The organism is Dyadobacter soli (assembly GCF_900101885.1).
Lineage (GTDB): Bacteria > Bacteroidota > Bacteroidia > Cytophagales > Spirosomataceae > Dyadobacter > Dyadobacter soli.
Genome location: NZ_FNAN01000003.1, coordinates 385,485 through 404,647 on the forward strand (window position 1 = coordinate 385,485; position 19,163 = coordinate 404,647).

Consider the following 19,163-nt stretch of genomic DNA (forward strand, 5'->3'; position numbering starts at 1 on the left):
ATCCTTTTGAAACGGTGGTACGAAGAAAAAGGATGGCATTTGGGCCGGGTAGTGGTGGTACACTTCCGGCCTTTTTTACGGTGGTACGGACGGGTTCATAAGTTGATGGGTAGCTATTAAGGATTATTCACATGGTTCTCCGTTGATCGTGATGTTATTGCCTGAAATAGTGTAAGTTACTTCGAGAGAGGTGCAGAGCATTTCCAGGATGCTCGGGAACGCCTGAGATTCCAGATTGGCGGTCAGGCCGCATCTGGCGAGGCCGGGGTTCGCGAGTGAAATCGATACATTGAATCGCTTTTCGAGCTGTTCGATCACCTGGTTGAGCGGTGTTTCTTCAAACACGATGGTAACCGGCTCGTAAATCTCCTTTTTGGTTTGCGGAGGCAATGTTTTGGAGGTCAGTTTTTTGGAATCCAGCTCAAACAATGCCTGCTGCTGCGGTTTTAACACCACTTCCTGCCTGTCGAACGATTTGCCCGCCGCGGTTACCTGCACGCTGCCCGTTACGACATCAACCTGGAATTTTTTCTGGCTTTCGATCGCCTTCACATTGAAGCTCGTCCCCAGCACGCGGATGATCATTTCGCCGCTTTTGATATTGAATGGGCGTGTCTTGTCTTTTGTTACATCAAAAAAACCTTCTCCGGAAAATATCACGAATCGCTTGTTGGTAGCAAATGCGGTGTGGTACTCGATGATGGCATTCGGATGCATGGTCACCACGCTGCCGTCGGGGAGTTTGTGGCGCACAATCTGCTTCCCGGTGTTTTTGAAAGTAGTAACCGGCAATGCTTTCGACGGATCGGTTCTCTGCCCTTTGATAGTCATTTCCGGCAATTGAACAGATTTCAAATTTCCAACCAGGAAAACGCCCACCGCTATGAGTACCGAAGCCGCTATACCTGCCAGCCAATGCAATTGCAACCGGCGGAGGGGCCGCTCTTCCACCATACCCAGTTCCTGCCGTATGTTCCCGAATGTTCCCTGCCTGATTTCGTCCTGTTCCGCATCCGGCAAATGATCCAAGTAGCGCGGCTCGCCTTGCAGCGATGCATACCAGGCTTCTACGACTTCTTTTTCTGCATCGGTGCATTCACCGGACAGGTATTTTTCGAGTAATGCGGGCGGAATACCGTTTGGCTTCATGAGATCGGGGATGTTGTCATCCGGGAAGTCGTGCGCCGAAAGGGTAACCCTTAGTGGTTTTTGAAATTTTTTTTAAAAAGAAGAAAACAGGATCATCGCGCAGATCATATGCTCCTTCAAATGCTCTTTCAGGATGCGCAACGCCTTGGTAATGTGCTGCTCTACGGTTTTTTCAGAAATGTTGAGCTGTTCACCGATCTGCTTGTTAGAAAAGCCCTGACGGCTCAGCGTGAAAACTTCGTGGCATTTGGGCGAAAGTAAATGCAGGCCTTCCTCGTAGCGATTCTGGAGGTCGGAGGCGAGGGTAGGCTGGTCGGCAAACTCGGAGGTTTCGCTGCGATGGATCTCCCACTGGCCGTAGTGGTGCTGGCGGGTATACTCTTTCCGATAGAAAGATATGATTAGCCGTTTGGCAATTGTAAACAGGAACGAGCGGCCGCATTGCACCTGGTTTTGGCGACGTTGCTGCCAGAGACTGACAAAAAGCTCCTGGACGATTTCCTGCGCCGTGAACCGCTCGTTGACCTTTGAGTAAGCGTAATTGAACAAGGTTTTGAAGTAGCGGTCGTAAAGTTCCGCAAAGGCCAGCTCATCGTCCTGCTCACTGATCAGCGCAAGGATATTTTCATCGGAACAGGTCGCGTAAAAGTTGTTCATCATGAAGATAGCCTTTTAATAATCTGGTTATTTCGCTGGAAAGCGGTACAAAATTCGTACTTAAATTTGTGACTTAACTCTTTAAACAGATTAAGTATTCTCGTACTTTTTTTTACTTTCTTAACATAAACTTAACATTTTCCGGGAATCTTCGGGGAAATTTTATGTAACTAGTTGTTGAGTTAGTACTCTGAATGACAATACTTCCACGACGCCACATTCAATGAATAACTATCCCCAGGCCTCCCGCATTCTCGTGGCCATCGACTGCATCATTTTCGGATTCGACGGAAAGGATATCAAGCTGCTGCTGATCAAAAGGAATTTCGAGCCCGAAAAAGGCAAATGGTCGCTCATGGGCGGCTTCCTGAATGCCGACGAAGACCTGGCCGACGGCGCGGCACGCATTCTGAACAACCTCACGGGCCTCGAAGACATTTACGTCGAACAGCTCGAAACCTTCGGCAAAGCAGACCGCGACCCGGGTGAGCGCACAGTTTCCGTCGTTTTTTTTGCATTGATCAAGATTGACGACCACGATTCAGAAGCGGTAAAGAGCCATAATGCATCCTGGATCACCCTCGACGCCCGCCCGAAACTGATTTTCGACCACGAACAGATGGTCAACAGGGCCATCGAGCACCTTAAATACAATGCAGCCCTGCACCCGATCGGCTTCGAACTCCTGCCCGAGCGTTTCACAATCCCGCAGCTCCAAAAGCTCTACGAAGCCATTTACACGATCCCCATCGATCGCCGCAATTTCAGCCGAAAGCTGCTTTCAACCGGGTTACTTATCGATACGGGGCAGAAGAACAATAATAGTGCTACTAAGAAAGCTACGCTTTACAAGCTGGATGCCGAGCGGTACAAGACGAAATTCCATTCGTTCTGGAATTTTATGCCGGATTCTATGAAGAGTAATTAAAGGGGAGGAAGGGGAGGAAGGAGGAAATGGAGGAAGAACGGGCGGTCCCCGTTGGGCGTAGTGCGCGCTTGCGCGCTGGTGCAAATCTCTTGATTTGTACTTACTATTCGCAGGCCTCCGGCCGGTCGGGACGGCGAAGACGACGTTGCTGTACGGCCGGGCCGGAGGCCTGCGAATACTTAGTCACGAAGGTTGACCTTCGCGCCTGGCCTCTCAAATCGCGTAGCGATGGAACATTAGTAGCAACGGAAATGCAGAGAATTCCCGAAATCCCGTTAGGGATGTGACAACAAAAAGCACGCTGCCGAAAATCGCAGATGCGTGGTTGTTACATGCCCAAGGGCATTTGATTGCCGTTCCTGATAATGCTTTGCTACCAGTATTACATGCCTGACTTCATTTGTACGTCACACGGTGGTGCAAACGCTGGTGCAAATCTCCTGATTTGAACGCACTATTTGCAGGCCTCTGGCCGGTCGCTACTACACGATGTCGTTGTTGCGGCTTTGACCGGCCGGAGGCCTGCGAATAGTGGGCACGAAGGTGGGCCTTCGCGCCAGCTCGCTGCGCTCGCTTAAAATTTAAATTGTGTCATTATAACACTAAAAACAAATTTATTTATATTTGTTAGGTGATAAGTTAAATAAATGCGTCAAATTGGTCTGAAAACATCCTAAACCGACATTTATGAAAGAGAGCTACGTCATTGGTATCGACTTCGGTACCGATTCTGTGAGGGCATTGGTGGTCAATGCGAATACGGGTGAGCAGGTTGGGACGGCCGTGCAGGAGTATCCCCGGTGGAAGCAGGGTAAGTACTGCGATGCGGGCGTTTCGCAATTCCGGCAGCACCCGCTGGATTACCTGGAAAGTCTGGAAAATGCAGTCCTTAACGCACTCGACCAGGCACCGCCGGCTCTTCGGCAGCAAGTGCGGGGCATTTCGGTGGATACTACCGGCTCTACGCCCGTGGCGGTGGACAGCAACGGCACTCCGCTGGCATTACTGCCCGAGTTTGCCGAGAATCCGAATGGTATGTTTGTCCTTTGGAAAGACCATACCGCCAATGCGGAAGCCGAGGAGATCAACCGGCTGGCGCATTCGTATGATATTGATTTTACCAAATATGTAGGCGGAATCTATTCGTCGGAATGGTTTTGGGCGAAAATCCTGCGCACACTGCGCGTGGACGAGTCCGTACGCGAGCAAGCATTCTCCTGGGTGGAGCATTGCGACTGGATTTCCGCGGAGCTCACCGGCATTACCGACCCTTTACTTTTGAAACGTTCGCGCTGCGCGGCGGGCCATAAAGCGCTCTGGCACCAGGAATTCGACGGGTTGCCATCCAATGCATTCTTCAAGGAACTCGATCCGCTGCTCGACGGTCTCCGTGACCGGCTTTTTACCGATACTGCCACTTCCGACGAGCCGATGGGTACCATTTCGGAAAAATGGTCGCAGAAATTGGGCATTCCCGCAGACGTAGTCATAGGCGTGGGCGCATTCGACGCACATATGGGCGCGGTGGGCGCGCTGATCGAACCGTATTCCTTATGTAAGGTAGTGGGCACTTCCACCTGCGATATGCTGGTGGCGCCGAACGACGAAGTAGGGCATTTGCTGATTAAAGGTATTTGCGGGCAGGTCGACGGTTCCATTGTGCCCGGTATGCTGGGAATGGAAGCGGGGCAGTCGGCTTTCGGGGATATCTATGCGTGGTTTTCGAAACTGATCATCGAACCCGTGCGGACATTGCTCGGAGAAGAGGAAGCTGCTCAACTTTCTAAAAAACTTATCCCGCATCTCGCCGAACAAGCGGCGAAGTTGCCGGTAACCGAAAAAGACATTATCGCTATCGACTGGCTGAACGGCCGTCGCACGCCCGACGCGAAGCATACACTGAAAGGCGGCTTGCTGGGCCTGAACCTCGCAAGCGACAGTGCACGTATTTTCAAAGCTTTGGTGGAGGCTACCGCGTATGGTTCCAAGGCTATCGTCGAACGCTTCCGCAGCGAAGGCGTACCGATCCACCAGGTGATTGCGATCGGCGGGGTAGCGAAGAAATCCGCATTCGTGATGCAGACGCTCGCGGATGTGCTCAATATGCCTATTAAGGTAGCGGCCTCGGAACAGGCTTGCGCATTGGGTGCGGCCATGTTCGCGTCGGTGGCGGCAGGTGTGCATCCGGGCCTGCAGGAAGCGCAGGAGGCAATGAGTTCCGGTTTCGACGCCGTGTACCAGCCGCGTGAAGCGCAGTCGGCGGTTTATCAGCAGCTTTATCAGAAATACCTCGAAGCAGGCGCTTACATCGAAAACGAATTTTTACAAAAAGCACATTTACAACTTACCTGATGCTTGATTTAAAACAGTTTGAAGTCTGGTTTATCACCGGAAGCCAGCATTTGTACGGCGAGGAGACGCTCCGCCAGGTCGATGAGCATTCAACGATCATCGCCCGCCACCTCGACGAAGCGCCGCAGGTACCTGTGCGGGTGGTTTTCAAACCGGTAGTCAAATCACCGGACGAAATTTACAATATCATCCAGGCGGCCAACAGCGCCGTCAATTGCATTGGTATCATAGCCTGGATGCACACCTTTTCTCCCGCCAAAATGTGGATCCGCGGCTTGCAGATCCTGCAAAAGCCACTTTTACATTTGCATACCCAATACAACCGCGACATTCCCTGGGCGGAAATAGATATGGATTTCATGAACCTGAACCAGTCGGCGCATGGCGACCGCGAGTTTGGCTTCATGATGACGCGTATGCGCCTGAACCGTAAGGTGATCGTCGGGCATTGGCAACAGGAGCATGTGGTGGAAGGCGTGGGTCAATGGGCGAGGGTCGCGGCCGGCCGGCATGACCTGAAAGGCGCGAAATTCGTCCGTTTTGGGGACAATATGCGTGAAGTGGCCGTAACGGACGGTGACAAGGTCGCGGCGGAAATGACTTTCGGGTTCTCCATAAACACCTACGCGGTAGGCGATCTGGTAGCGGTGATCAACCAGGTTTCGGATGCTGAGATAACGGCAGTGACCGACGAATATAGCGATGTATACCAACTCGCGTCCGGGTTGGAAAATGGCGGACAGCGCCACCAGGCCTTGCGCGACGCCGCGAAAATAGAGTTGGGTTTGAAATACTTCCTCCGCGACGGCAATTTCAAAGGTTATACCAATACTTTCGAAGACCTGCACGGCATGAAGCAGTTGCCGGGCATTGGGTCGCAACGCATGATGGCGGCAGGCTACGGCTACGCAGGCGAGGGCGACTGGAAGACGTCGGCGATGGTACGCGCATTGAAAGTAATGGCGAGTGGCTTGCCGGGCGGTAACTCGTTTATGGAGGATTACACTTATCATTTTAACCCTTCCAATAATTTGGTACTCGGCTCGCATATGCTGGAAATCTGTCCGAGCATTGCAAAAGGCAAGCCGTCGGTGGAAGTTCATGCATTGGGAATAGGAGGGAAGGACGACCCTGTGCGCCTGGTGTTCAATGCACCGGCGGGACCGGCATTGAACGTCTCGCTCGTGGATATGGGCAACCGTTTCCGCCTGCTTGTGAACGAGGTGGAGGCCGTCGACGCGACCGAGCAACTGCCGAAACTGCCCGTTGCACGGGTGCTTTGGAAGCCGCAGCCGGATATGCAGACGGGCTGTGCAGCCTGGATTTATGCAGGAGGTGCGCATCATACCGCATTCAGTCAGAACCTTACGACAGAACACATTGAAACCTTCGCCGAAATGGTGGGCGTAGAGCTGGTCGTGATTGATAAAAATACCACGCTGCGCCAGCTGAAAAACGAGCTGCGTTGGAGCGAAGCCTATTACAGATAATCCGAAATGTCGAAATATCAATATCTCAAAGAGCAGGTTTACGAGGCCAATATGGAAATCCCGCGGGAGGAACTGGCCATCGTGACCTTTGGTAATGTAAGCGGTATCGACCGGGCCGCGGGTGTGGTGGGGATCAAGCCCAGCGGGGTTCCTTACAGTCGTTTGAAAGTAGAAGACATTGTGATCGTTGACCTTGACAATGTGCTGGTAGAGGGTAATATGAGGCCGTCTTCGGATACCAAAACGCATACTTTGCTTTACAAAAGCTTTCCCACGATCGGGGGCGTGTGTCATACGCATTCTACGTACGCGGTGGCGTGGGCGCAGGCGATCCGGCCCATTCCGAACCTCGGTACTACGCATGCGGATCATTTGACGTGTGCCATACCCGTCACCGAAGTAATGTCCGACGAAATGATCCAGCGCGATTACGAACTCGAAACCGGTAACCAGATCCTCGACCTGTTTGGCAGGGAAAAACTAAGTTATGAAGAGGTAGAAATGGTGCTGGTGGCTTGCCACGGGCCATTTACCTGGGGAAAAGACCCGGCTAAGGCCATTTACAATTCTATCGTTTTAGAAGAAATCGCCAAAATGGCCTACCTGACGTTGCAGATCAACCCTGCCGCGGCGGCGATCAAGCAGAGCCTTTGCGACAAGCATTATTTCAGAAAGCACGGGAAGGATGCCTATTACGGGCAGGGCTGCTAGTTCTTTTTCGAAGAGCTCCGGCGGCTGGCGATATTGCGCATTTGCTGCAACGCCTCCTGGCGGGTCATCGCTTTTTCATTAGACTTGGCTTCTTCGATGGCGTCTTTGGAAAAACGGCCTTTAAGCAGGTTGAAAATCGTGAAAATCATACTGATACTGGTAAGCAGGGGAAATACCCGTTAATATACCAAACTTAACAAAGAACGCGCTAAAAAGAAAGAGCTGCCGGTGTTCCCATTCACCGGCAGCTCAAATCATAAAACGTTGAGTATAATGAGTGCTTTTTTTGCAAATCAGGACAGAGCCTCTTTGCGTAATTTTCTTCCTGGGTGAAATTCGTCCTGGATCCAGCGTACAAAATTGTGGGAATTTGTTTTGTAAATCTCCATTGACAAGGGCTTGATGCCGCTGAACTCAACCTCTCTAACGTACTGTGCGTGCAATTTCAAAATCTCGGCCAGGGTTTTGCTATCAGTTTTCATTAAACATTGTGTTAAGGTTTACACTGGTTGTTGGTGAGTTTGCAATAAGAACGTACCCGGCTGTTCATAAAATCTTTTAATATTTAAAAAATTATATTATTGATTCGAAAGCTTATAGTATGGTCCAGAAAACAGCATTCCTGCGGCGCACTATTTCAGACAACGGCCGTGCAGATTGTTACATTATTGGACAGTTTGTGGAGGTATACCTAAATTCACTGGTCAGCTTATCAGCTTGACAATCAACAGGTAGAGAGGTGTTTTGGTAGATAGCTCCTCAAATATGTGCATAAAAGGCCTTTTCTGGTCACACACGATGGCGGCGATGGGCAGGATGCTGTTTTGATCAGTCCACCTAATTAACTATCCTAAAAAAATTATACTACATGTACTTAGATTGCCAGCTTCTTTTTAAGGAAAGGAATTTCTAGTGGCTTGGGGAGAAGATCTATTATATGATGGCTCGCTTTGGCTTTTTCAATGTCCCGGGTGTCGATGGTGGACGATAGCATGAATATCCGGACCTTCTGGCGGAGCGATTCCGGGAGCTGGTCGAATTCATCGATGAACTCGAAGCCGTTCATGTCGGGCATTTGCAGGTCGAGCAGAATAATGATGTCCGGGAGGCTTTCGGCCTGGCCGATGAGGTGTTTGAGGGCGTCGCGTGCCGAGTTGAAGGTTCTGACTGAATTGGTAATCCCGCTTTTGATCAATAACTTTTCGTAGATGAACAGATCGAATGCGCTGTCATCTATCAAGAAGAAGTTAAGCAGTGGCTCCATGTCGGGTTATATGTTAATAGAAGGAATGTTGATTTCAAAAATACTGCCCTGTCCGACTTTTGAAGTTACGCTGATTTCCCCGCCCAATTTCGCGATCGCCTCGTGTACAATGTAAAGTCCTATCCCTGAGCCGCTGTTGGTAGCGCCCGCGCGGTAAAACATTTTGAAAATTTTGTCCTGATCCGACTCTTTGATACCCGTCCCGTTGTCTTCGACGATGATCTTCGCATCCGTATCCGTTGATTGCACGGTCAGATGAACAAACGGATGGCTCTTGGCCTTATCCTGGAATTTGATCGCGTTGTTGATAAGGTTATTGAAAATGATACGCAGCTTCATCACATCGGAATGGAATATGCCGTCCTGGCGGATGTCCGTCGTCATTTTCAGGTTGCCGTATTCGGGCAGATATTGAATCGTGGCCTGCACCTCGGTTACCAGCTCCTCGAAGCTGATGTCCGTCACGACAGGGACGCCGCGCGCATTTTTGTAGTAGTCTATGATATTGATAATGAACGTGTCCAGCTTTTTCACCGACTGCCGGATCAGTTCAAGGTATTCGTTCTGTGACTTCACGTCGTCTTCCAGCAATGCGAGGTTCACAATGCCGAGTACCGACATCAGCGGCGCGCGCAGGTCGTGCGAGGCGCTGTACACAAACTTGTCGAGTTCTTCGTTCGCCTTTTGCAGCTCGATATTCCGCTGTTTCAGGTCCTCGCGGGTCTTGTAAATATCATAAGCATTGGAAATGGCATTCTCTACATAATTATAGTCCCACGGTTTATCGATAAACCTGAAAACCTCCCCTTTGTTGATCGCATCGATCGCCGCACCGATGTCGGTGTGCCCGGTAATGAGGATACGGATCGGTTTCGGGAACTTGGTTCTGATCTTTTCAAAGAATTGTACACCCGTCATTACCGGCATCCGCTGGTCGGCCAGGATGATGCAGAAGTCCTTTTCGTCCAGCATTTGCTCTGCTTCCAGCACAGAGGAAGTAATCGTGATATCGTACTGCTTGCGGAAAGAAGCTTTGAACGAATGCAGGTTGTGCTCCTCGTCGTCAATGTACAGAATGGTTATAGCTTTATCGCTCATTGAAAATCAGGGATTGGGCGTGCTTTTTTTTTAACAGGCAGTGTGATCAAAAATTCTGTTCCTTCTCCTACTTCCGTGTTTACTTGAATGTTACCGCTATGAACTTCGATAATTTTAAAGACAATTGAAAGCCCGAGCCCGGTACCGTCGCCTACCTGTTTGGTGGTGAAGAATGGTTCGAAAATCTTGGCGCGGACTTCCGGCGTCATACCCGGCCCATTGTCGCGAATGGATATGGCCACCGTTTCTGGGTCTTTCAACCAGGACCTTACCCAGATCGTCGGCGTTTTGCCTTCTTTTTTTTCCTTTTGTAGTGCGTAAATCGAGTTGGTCAGGATGTTCATAAATACCTGATTAAGCTTGCCTGCATAGCATTCGATGCTCGGGATGTTTCCCAACTCCTTCACGAGCGTGATCGCATTCCCCATCTGATAGTTGAGGATAATGAGTGTGGACTCGATTCCCTCGTTGATATTGACGAGGTTGAGGTCGGTTTCATCCACCCGTGAGAATATTTTCAAACCCTTCACGATTTCTACGGTCCGGTGGGCGCCGTCTTCCATGCCTTTCAGCAGGGTGCCGAGCTCGGTTTTGAGGTAGTCCAGGTCGAGGTCCTCTTTCAGCCGTTCGATCTCTTCCACTTTCCCGTGAAGCCCTTCGATCGAATCGATTTCCCTGATGCCGTCGTAAGAATCGAGGATTTCCAGTACGTCGTCAATATCCCTTCTCAGCGGCCTGATATTGGAGCTTACGAAGTTGATCGGGTTGTTGATTTCGTGTGCGATACCCGCGGTAAGCTGACCGAGCGAGGCCATTTTTTCGGAGTCGATGAGCTGCGTCTGGGCGTCTTTCAGCTTGGTCAGCGTCAGGTTAAGCTCCGTGTTGGCAAACTGTAATTCGGCAGTTCTTTCGTTCACGCTTTTTTCAAGGAAAGCATTTTGTTCCAAAATGATTTTTTCGTTCTCCATTGAAATACGAAGTGCCTGGGCCTGCGAAGCTTCTTTCTCTTTTTTCAGAATGTTGATTTTATCTGCAAGTGCAAAAGATAGCAAAATTACTTCTATGGTCGCCCCCACCTGCTGGGTGTAATTTGTGAACATGTTGTAAGGCAGGAGGTTGAGGTTCCGCAGGGTGTACAGCACAATGCCGATCAGGAACATGGTCCATGCCACCAGATAAAATTTGGCAGGACGGTAACCTTTGAATGAAAGCTGGATCGCGACAGCCAGTACCAGCACGCAAGCCGCTACGCCGGTGACGTCGATGACCCGGTAGCTGAGCCTTTGCATGCCCAGCAGGTTAAAGAGAATTGCAAACCCGTAGGAGACGAAAATGAGCGACAATATTTTATGCATTACCGGCGAATTTTCCCTGCTATGAAGGAAATTCTGCATAAATAACACGGCAAAACTGCCTGCCAGTGACGGGAATATGCGGATGGCGTATACGTTGAACTCCGGGAAGTCGGGCCAGATGTATTTGAACGTGTAGCCCATGATGGTCGTCTGCGTCAACCCAATGAAAAGGATATAGAGAACGTAGTACAAATAGCTTTTTTCCCGGATCGAAAAGTACAGGAAGAAGTTATAAAGCATCATTACCGTGAGGATACCCATCTGAATCCCTGCAATGACCTCGTTCTTCAATGCAAACCGGAAGAAATCCATTTCATTCCGCACAATCAGCGGAAGTACCATCTGCTCGCTTCCGAGGATTTTGAGGTAGTATGTTTTCGATTTTCCCGGCTGAATATTCAGTTTGAACACCGTATTCTGGTGCTGTACTTCCCGGGCGGAGAAAGGTTCGTTCAGCGAGATGGTTTGCTGCCAGACCTTACCGTCTTCTTCATTGTAAATTGTGCTGAAATCAATGCGCGCGTTGGCAAGCTCGAAAAAAATATTGGGATCGTCTGTGTCATTCCTCAGCGTGAACCTGATCCAGAAAGCGGAATTACTGAGGCCGAAATTGGGTGTCTGCTCATCATTGGGGACAAAGTGGCCGGAAGCCCTTACCTGCTGGAAAGTCATGGTACCCAGCGAGTCTTCAAGAATGTCTACATGCTGACCAATGGAGATATCGGTACCCGAAAAGACCACTTCGCTGGCATAGGATATGCTCCCGGAAACCAGCAAGGCAAATAGCAGAAACCAGATTCTGTAAAATTTTATAGCCATGTAGCGATATCATAAATGATTGTCAATTCTCCCCTGCGCCCATTTTCGGTCACCGTTTGCTTTGGATTTTTTCTCAGGCTAAAAATCAATTCCCTTTCCTCGTCCGTTGCGACAGGCAAATTCACCAGGTCGCGTGCGATGAGCGAGGTGGCGATGAGCCCTTCTTTGGGATAGTAGAACGTTCCATTGTTTCCCAGGTCTTTGAGGATTTCAAAACCGATCCGCTCGCTCATCAGCAATGTGATCGGAGAGCATAGCGCCAGCAGATTTTTAATCCCCACGAGGCCGGAAACAGCCATCGCGATCCTGCACAGGTATAAGCTCCCTATCCCGTAGCCGGCTACTTCCCTTGAATTAAAAAGGCCGCAGAATTCGGCTACATTGTAATCGCCTATGGCGTCCACGTAGCTGTAAATCTTTTTGTCGATTTTCGCGATAGCATCTTCCATCGGCAATTTCAGATTCGGGGAGCGGACCTGCACACGGGTACCACCGTATATCTTGCTGCCATCTTCCGATTCAACGATCAGCACATACGTATTAGGATCTTCGAGCCAGTTGTGTACGGCCGAAGTAACCTGTTTTATACCGTAAGCCTCTAATACTTTTCGGTGGCCATCTGCGTATCTGAGACTGGTCTCAATGTCGTCTGACGCGCGGTATCCTTTAATGCGAGCTACCATTTATTATTGAAGGTTTACGATAAAAAGTGTTTCTTCCAGTGGCAATCTGTAACTTTTTATCTCCGGTCTTGGCGCACTGGCAAGTTTGAACAGGAACACTTCTGCAATATTATCTTCAAACGGAACGAGTCTCATAAATTTTTCCCGCAAATCCCGCAATTTTGAACTTTCTGCTTCATCCAGGCCGGCCCCATTGCCCTTGGTTACCCTGGGGAACAAATAAAACGGGGAAATTAACGGATGGATCGCAAATTGCAATTCTTCTGCTTTCAGCCAGAACCGTTGCATGGATACTCCTCCCCAGAAAAAATCCTCGTAATCATATTTCGGCATGGTGATCATGCCCAGCGCCGATGCCGTTTTTACTGAATTCCGGGCCACATCCACCAGCGCGCCGGCGCCCTGGATGTTCTTCAATGCCTGGACAATTTCTTCGTCCCGGATAATGGAGAGCGCCGTCATTTGCCCTTTGCTCATGCCCAGCGTCCGGATATCGATCCCGTCCCTGGAATTTTCGGCCTCGGCCGGCGACCATTTCATTTCTCTTTGTACAAAATCCCGGTGGCCGCTGGGGTTCAAGAGCCTGATCCGGTCACATTCGCCAATAATTTCCGCGAGTGCCATCATATGTTCCCTTTCATCGAAATAATGGAACCGGGCACCTTCCACACTCTCGGCGGCCGTACGCAATGCTTCCAATTCATTCGCGGATACCTGCACGGCGGTAGACGGGTTCCTGTTGGTATTGCGCTCGAATATCGCTGCTACCGATTGAGGTGAAAAAACCGGCTGGGTATTCACGCCTGCACCATTGCCTGCAAAAGTGATGACGGCGATCAGCGTGGATTCCTGGCCCAGCGGGAACAATTCCGCATGGATATGCAGGTCCGCCTCATTGCTTTTCAGTACCAGGTTTTCATAAGCCGCCCCAAATGAAATGTTCGAAGCGATCTGATCGAAATCACCGAAGGAGTATGAGCGGTACCGATCATGGAATAAATGCAGCCTTCCATTCCGGTAAAGCCATTTCCACGGCTGGTCGTTTCCGGTTGAGGGGGCATAGCAGGCCGCATTTACAATATCTTTTAAAACGGCTTCATCAATTATTTCCGATGGCTGCCCGACAGGTAACGAATCAGCTATACGAATGGCTTCTTGCACATCAAACGGATCAAATGGATTGCCGGGAACCGCTACTTCGGCCTTTTTTAATTTATTGCCGATAAGCTCTTCGATATCTACGTAATACCTGCCCGACTCATCGAACTGGTTGAGCAGGATGCGGCGGCACACGTCTGTTACGACGCCACCTCCCAACGTCACAGCGCTGGCGAGCTGCGGCCAGGTACTAATGCTCTGTCCGACTTCGACCAGCGACGCCCTGCCTCTTTTGGAGGCATTGATCACATTTACGATCCGGATCACAAACGGAAGCCGGTCTTCTTCGGAAATGTGTTCGAAGTTTTCCAACGGAATGTCTCGCAGGAGGCCATGGAAAATGGGCCGTTCCGGTTCAAGGTCAAACCGTTCCACGTCGAGCATTCCCCTGTCGCTAGTCTCCATCACGACCGGTATTGCGAGCTGGGCAGCGCGGTTCCGGCATTTGACTTTCAGTGTGATATCGTCGCATTCGTCTACGAGGATGTCCAATTTGCCGCCATCGAGCAGAAACCCGTCCAGGTTTTCTTTGGTAATGCCGTCCGGGAAGCATTCGATTGTCAGAAACGGATCGATCTCGGCAATTTCACGGGCGGTAACAATGCATTTGTTGACGCCGATGTTGTGAAGCCCGGTACGTATACGATTAAGGTTACTCAATTCAATGGTATCGAAATCAGCCAGTTTCAGCCTTCCGCAAGTTCGCTCGGTGGCCATGCTCAACGCGACCGAGTGCCCGACTGACAAGCCGATGATCCCGATGGACCGCTCTGCGAGTGTTTTCTGCTCTGCCGGGGTAATTTTATAGTGGTTCCGGGTGGTCCTGAGTTCGATGAATTCCTCTTCCGCTACGACATGCAACAGGCGTTCGGACCAGGGGTAATATATCCAGTGGCCTTCCGTATCGGGGTTTTTGCCCACAGCCCATTCGCTGTAACGTTGTTCAACCTCAGCGTCAGTGAGCCGTTTTTTCGGGTTCCGGATACGGATCAGTTCTTTTTTCTGGGAAGCGAATAAATCCAGGATGGTTTTGCCGCGATAATCTTCAATGAAGGAGAGGAAATTTGCTTTATCTGCGTAGCGCTCTTTGGAGATGAAAACCGGTTTGTAGATATAGTTGAGCTCTATGTTATGGTACATTTTAGAATAATTGTGAAGCCTGTCCTTCAATGGGCCGTGGCCTGATTTAACAAATCACAAAATTGTGCCGATCTTCGTATTAAATTCACCGGACCGGCTATCGCATACCCTGAATCTCGTATATTACGCATTTTTACTCGCTTCAATAATTACACAAATTGCTGAATTTATTTTTGTAAAACTAACCTATGGTTCAACGGGGAATAAAATATTTGGACTTTTGCCCGTAAAATTCTCTTATTAGCAGAGGCTTGGGCCTATGCTACACATAAAAAATTTGTCGAAAGTGCTGTGGCTGTTGATGCGAATATAGAATTAATATTATAATATTATCAATTAGTTTGGGGCGCAACCACTTCTCGGCCCCGCCTAGCACCAAGTATTCAGGATGGAAAAAGGAAAAATAAGCGTATTGTATGTGGATGATGAAATCAACAACCTCAACTCATTCAAGGCCGCTTTCAGAAGAGACTTCAATATTTTAATAGCAACGTCGGGCCGCGAAGGACTCGAACTCTTGAAACACAACGTCGTGCATGTGATCATCACCGATCAACGCATGCCTGAGATGACGGGTGTGGACTTTCTGATCGAAGTTTTAAAGGATTACTCCGACCCGGTGCGTATCCTGCTGACGGGCTATACCGACATTACGGCGGTAATCGACGCGGTGAACAAGGGGCATATCTATTATTACCTCAATAAACCGTGGGATGAACAGCAGCTCCGCATTATTATCAAGAATGCCTACGAAATCTTCCACCTGCGGGAAGAAAACAAGGAGCTGATCGAAAGGCTGATCGACGTGAACGGTCAGTTGGAATTCCTTTTAAGGCAAAATCTCCTGTCGTAGCGCTAACGCGACGTGTATTTTTTCCTGACGAAACTTTTGATCCCGGCTACCGACGGCCGGGAGCCGCGGAACATGTAGGTCAATACCGAAAAGGCAGACGAAAATGCAACCGCCAGCAGCAGTATCACTGCGAAAAGAAGGTTGCCGATTGCTTTCAAAAAGATGATAATATCCATGACTTCATATAGTGGGTGACTGTCAATGCTTTTGTAAAAACCATACCAGCAGTGCCGGGCGCGTTGCTGGTATCTTTTTTGTATAAGTCCCGTTTTTTAGAAATCAGCAAACTAAACGGGTATCAATCATGAAAAAGAGCATCGCAATCGGTATCATTACGGGGATCGTCATGTTCCTGCTCGTCATTTCGTGTGGTAAACGCATGCAGACGAGCAATAAGGAAACGGAGAAGGCGGATGTGGCCAAAAAGAACAAAACTGAGGGATATTTCTACCATCAGGCCGAGCAGGACACGAAGGCGGATTCGAGCAGAATCAGGAAAAACATAAATAATTGACCCAATCGGGCGGGGTGCGGCACATTTGAAACGAAAACAGCGTATTTTCGTACACAAATAGCCCCTGACAGATTAGCGACAGCCGGGCTTCGTAAACCCGGCTGTCTCTGTGTTAGCAGGAAAAGATCAGTCAGCACCTATACTATTTTCCCTAAAAATGTTGAAGAATCTTTACTGGACGTATGGTCTGGTTATCCTGATCGGGATGTTTTTAAGCTGCCGTTACCCTTCTCCGCACCCGATCGAGGGCGGGCCCGACACGACGGTGCCCAACAAGCCCGATACCGTCATTATCGATACAATTCCGGCTAAAAATCCCGACTCCTCCCTGGCAGACATTGCGCGTTTCGGCAGCGTCGATACCATTTTTACCTATTCCAATTTAAGAATCAGTAAAGGCATTTTCGGCAAGGCGACGGATTATAAGGGCAAAGCCACGGACCTGAGCTTCGAGTTCGTCGCGCCCGCCAAGGATACGCTCAAATACCGGCCGTTTGTACTGATGGTCCATGAAGGTGCATTCATTTTTGGGGACCTGAACAGCGAAATGGCGATGGCCCGAGGGCTGGCGAGGCGAGGCTATGCGGCCGCATCAATCAACTACCGGCTGGGCTTCAACGGCGGTACTGCGACTTTCGCTTGCGGAGGGACCGGTACGGACGCGGTAAAGGCAGTATACCGGGCAGTACAGGATACCTATTCGGCAATTCATTACTTTGTCGATCACGCCGAGGAGTTGGGCATCGATACGCGGCAAATCATGCTCGCCGGCAGCAGCGCGGGAGCTATTACCGTTTCGGCATTGGTATATATGAATGAGGCCGATTTCGAAGCGCTGGCGCCGGGCATTACCAAGGCCCTCGGCCGCCTTGATCCCCAAGCCGAAAACAGTCCTTTCCGCGTACGCGCGCTGCTCACGCAGATGGGCTACGGGCTGTTCAGAGGCGAATACATCAATGCGTCGAATGCAATGCCGACGGTTTTCTTCCAAAGAGTAGGGGACAATGTGCTGCCGTATTATGGCGGTACTTTCCTTTCGTGTCCGGGATATCCGGGAATGGTAGGGGCGAAAGTTGGTGCGGATCAATTGAGAAAATTCAAAATACCGTTCGAACTCAACTATGAAAACCTGGAAGGGCATCATTTGAGCTATCCTGGGGAATACATAGTGACCCGTTATGCCGGGTTCATGAAACGGCTCTGGTCGCAGAACCCCCGGCAGATTACCAATAATGCTTACAAAACGGTGGAAGATGTCAAACTCCCGTAGCCTGTCGGCTGGCGGGTTCATGCACAGGCTGGCGCTTACTGTCTTGGAGCCATCGGCTCAGGCGGGAGGTGAGTTTTAGTTCGAGATAATCGTAGGAAACCTGGGAGGCAACGAATGTAAGGGCCAGCGATAGCAAAAACATTGCGGTGCCTTCGCTGTAAACGGGGAAACCCAATTTGCGGAACACGAACCCTAATCCCACCACAACCGGAACGTGCAGCAGGTAGATCGAGAACGACATATCGCCCAGCCGCACCAGCCACGACGGAAACTGCTGAATGCGTTCCTGGTAGTGAAATACGAATACGGCAAAAATGACCGTAGAACCCAGTCCCCACTGTAAAGGCCCAAAGCCGCCGAGGAAGCCCGAAAGAAATTGCCATATCGCCAGGCAAAGGAGCGCCGGAGCGACCGGTTTCAGTGAAAGTAATGTGCGGATCTGTTCGTGGAGAAACCGGTTGTAATAGGCCCGTCCCAGAAAAACACCAAATACAAAGTTCCAGATGATCGGGTTGGCAACCATATTAAGGTACGGGGCGCCGAGGTCTGGCATTTGATCTGCTTTCAATGTAAATGCACCATAATAGGCCGGAATGCCCACCAGCGTAACGACGATCATCACGAAGAATGCATACCAGCGGAGCCGTGAAAAAAACATCGAAACGGCTATCAGCAGGTAAAAATAAATCTCGTAGTTGAGGCTCCAACCCACATTCAGCGTGGCATAACCGTAAAACGGGGCCGGCGTATTGGCCAACGGAATAAATAGCAGGCTGCGCAACAGCTCCGACGGCCATTCAGGATTGGACGCAATGCGGCTATGGAGCAGACAGTAACCCAGCGTGATGACAGCATACGCAGGCCAGATGCGGATCAGCCGTTTGGCTGTGAAGCGGAAAATATTACGTCCGGAGGGAACGGTATTGCGGGTAATGTGTACCATAATGAAACCGCTGATCACGAAAAAGAGGCTCACTCCGGCCGGGCCGGACCCTGCTATGAAATCGATCTCTTTCCGGAATGCGGCGTCTGCGGGCATCACGTCCTTTAAATGGTAGATCGTGACGTACAATGCGGCAATGCCTCTCAAAACCTGAATGCTGTTTAGTTTGGATTCACGAGTGGCGCGGCCGGGGCCCTGGTCTTGTCCCATTGGGATTACAATTGATTAGTGGGGAAAGATAGCAAAAAGTGTTTTTGCTTCACAATAAGTAAATACAGGCGCACCTGATACGGCACAGTTTTTTCTCAAACCTGAAATTGAAAGCTAAACATCGTTTTATGGCACAGGAGCTCACAGTCCGCAAAAAAATCACCATTGAAGCACCTGTGGCGAAGGTGTGGGAAGTATTGATCGCCCCCAAGTACATCCGGCAGTGGGACGACCTGCCCCATGATTTCGAAGACTACTACCTCGAACACGGAAAAGTGATCGACTGGTCGGGGATGACGCGGCTCACCGTGACGGGGTATGAGCCCAACGAGTTGCTCGTTTTCTCGCTGTATGTCTCGAAATGGGAGCAGCCGCCTTCGAATTACGATATTAATTACCGCTATCGCCTCTTGACGGGCGATGACGGGACATCTCTTGAACTGGAAATAGGGGATTTTTCAGTGCTGCCCGATGGAAAGGACTATTTTGCTTCGTCGGAGGAGTTTGCAGCGGTAGCGTTGGAAAAAATCAAAAATTTGTCAGAAAACCGGGTTTAAAAGCGTGGGCGA

18 protein-coding genes are annotated in these 19,163 nt (G+C 50.0%); 8 read left to right on the plus strand and 10 right to left on the minus strand.

What is annotated here, in order from left to right; genetic code table 11:
- Nucleotides 1-123: 123 nt before the first annotated feature.
- Both BLQ88_RS05965 and BLQ88_RS05970 read right to left on the minus strand, forming a co-directional pair.
- The gene (locus BLQ88_RS05965; protein WP_090147602.1) at nt 124-1,149 is read right to left on the minus strand and encodes a FecR family protein; all 1,026 of its coding nucleotides are present in this window, start codon (nt 1,147-1,149) and stop codon (nt 124-126) included.
- Nucleotides 1,150-1,221: 72 nt separating this feature from the next.
- Entirely contained in the window at nt 1,222-1,809 is a 588-nt protein-coding gene (locus BLQ88_RS05970) for an RNA polymerase sigma factor (protein ID WP_090147603.1), read from the minus strand.
- Between the two features lie 220 nt (nt 1,810-2,029).
- On the opposite strand from BLQ88_RS05970, the gene BLQ88_RS05975 reads away from it, so the two are divergent.
- The 4 genes from BLQ88_RS05975 (at nt 2,030) to BLQ88_RS05990 (ending at nt 7,287) form a co-directional block, all read left to right on the plus strand.
- On the plus strand, nt 2,030-2,734 hold the full coding sequence (locus BLQ88_RS05975; RefSeq protein WP_090147605.1) for an NUDIX hydrolase: 705 nt from the start codon (nt 2,030-2,032) through the stop codon (nt 2,732-2,734).
- 687 nt (nt 2,735-3,421) lie between these two features.
- Entirely contained in the window at nt 3,422-5,086 is a 1,665-nt protein-coding gene (locus tag BLQ88_RS05980; RefSeq protein ID WP_090147606.1) for a ribulokinase, read from the plus strand.
- A complete protein-coding gene (araA, locus tag BLQ88_RS05985) occupies nt 5,086-6,576 on the plus strand; it encodes an L-arabinose isomerase (RefSeq protein WP_090147608.1) in 1,491 nt (496 codons plus the stop codon). The genes BLQ88_RS05980 and araA overlap by 1 nt, the downstream gene beginning before the upstream one ends.
- 6 nt (nt 6,577-6,582) lie before the next feature.
- Complete coding sequence (locus BLQ88_RS05990) at nt 6,583-7,287, plus strand: L-ribulose-5-phosphate 4-epimerase (RefSeq protein WP_090147609.1); 705 nt, start codon at nt 6,583-6,585, stop codon at nt 7,285-7,287.
- Here the strand turns inward: BLQ88_RS05990 and BLQ88_RS36680 are convergent.
- From BLQ88_RS36680 to BLQ88_RS06020, 6 genes are all read right to left on the minus strand, one after another.
- Nucleotides 7,284-7,436, minus strand: a complete 153-nt coding sequence (locus BLQ88_RS36680; RefSeq protein WP_176884906.1) for a hypothetical protein — start codon at nt 7,434-7,436, stop codon at nt 7,284-7,286. The two genes, BLQ88_RS05990 and BLQ88_RS36680, sit on opposite strands and share 4 nt — an antisense overlap.
- A gap of 725 nt (nt 7,437-8,161) precedes the next feature.
- Nucleotides 8,162-8,551 carry a response regulator gene (locus BLQ88_RS06000; RefSeq protein ID WP_090147612.1) on the minus strand — a complete coding sequence of 130 codons (390 nt, stop codon included), beginning with the start codon at nt 8,549-8,551 and terminating at the stop codon, nt 8,162-8,164.
- Nucleotides 8,552-8,557: 6 nt separating this feature from the next.
- Nucleotides 8,558-9,649, minus strand: a complete 1,092-nt coding sequence (locus tag BLQ88_RS06005) for a sensor histidine kinase (RefSeq protein WP_090147613.1) — start codon at nt 9,647-9,649, stop codon at nt 8,558-8,560.
- Complete coding sequence (locus BLQ88_RS06010) at nt 9,646-11,823, minus strand: sensor histidine kinase (RefSeq protein ID WP_090147614.1); 2,178 nt, start codon at nt 11,821-11,823, stop codon at nt 9,646-9,648. The genes BLQ88_RS06005 and BLQ88_RS06010 overlap by 4 nt, the downstream gene beginning before the upstream one ends.
- The gene (locus tag BLQ88_RS06015; RefSeq protein WP_090147616.1) at nt 11,814-12,506 is read right to left on the minus strand and encodes a hypothetical protein; all 693 of its coding nucleotides are present in this window, start codon (nt 12,504-12,506) and stop codon (nt 11,814-11,816) included. Before BLQ88_RS06015 ends, BLQ88_RS06010 begins: the two co-directional genes overlap by 10 nt.
- A 3-nt stretch (nt 12,507-12,509) precedes the next feature.
- The gene (locus BLQ88_RS06020) at nt 12,510-14,804 is read right to left on the minus strand and encodes an Rv1355c family protein (protein ID WP_090147618.1); all 2,295 of its coding nucleotides are present in this window, start codon (nt 14,802-14,804) and stop codon (nt 12,510-12,512) included.
- 388 nt (nt 14,805-15,192) lie between these two features.
- Between BLQ88_RS06020 and BLQ88_RS06025 the strand changes: the two genes are divergently transcribed.
- Nucleotides 15,193-15,657 (plus strand): response regulator, encoded by a 465-nt coding sequence (locus tag BLQ88_RS06025; protein WP_090147619.1) that lies wholly within the window; start codon nt 15,193-15,195, stop codon nt 15,655-15,657.
- Between the two features lie 2 nt (nt 15,658-15,659).
- Here BLQ88_RS06025 and BLQ88_RS36685 read toward each other — a convergent pair whose 3' ends face one another.
- Entirely contained in the window at nt 15,660-15,833 is a 174-nt protein-coding gene (locus BLQ88_RS36685) for a hypothetical protein (protein WP_176884908.1), read from the minus strand.
- Nucleotides 15,834-15,961: 128 nt separating this feature from the next.
- On the opposite strand from BLQ88_RS36685, the gene BLQ88_RS06030 reads away from it, so the two are divergent.
- Both BLQ88_RS06030 and BLQ88_RS06035 read left to right on the plus strand, forming a co-directional pair.
- Nucleotides 15,962-16,171: a hypothetical protein gene (locus tag BLQ88_RS06030; protein ID WP_090147621.1), complete on the plus strand. Its 210-nt coding sequence runs from the start codon at nt 15,962-15,964 to the stop codon at nt 16,169-16,171.
- Between the two features lie 157 nt (nt 16,172-16,328).
- Nucleotides 16,329-17,441, plus strand: a complete 1,113-nt coding sequence (locus BLQ88_RS06035) for an alpha/beta hydrolase (RefSeq protein ID WP_090147623.1) — start codon at nt 16,329-16,331, stop codon at nt 17,439-17,441.
- Here BLQ88_RS06035 and BLQ88_RS06040 read toward each other — a convergent pair.
- Nucleotides 17,428-18,594: an acyltransferase family protein gene (locus BLQ88_RS06040; protein ID WP_090147624.1), complete on the minus strand. Its 1,167-nt coding sequence runs from the start codon at nt 18,592-18,594 to the stop codon at nt 17,428-17,430. The genes BLQ88_RS06035 and BLQ88_RS06040 overlap by 14 nt on opposite strands.
- Before the next feature lie 128 nt (nt 18,595-18,722).
- Between BLQ88_RS06040 and BLQ88_RS06045 the strand changes: the two genes are divergently transcribed.
- A complete protein-coding gene (locus BLQ88_RS06045) occupies nt 18,723-19,151 on the plus strand; it encodes an SRPBCC family protein (RefSeq protein WP_090147626.1) in 429 nt (142 codons plus the stop codon).
- The last annotated feature ends 12 nt before the right edge of the window (nt 19,152-19,163 follow it).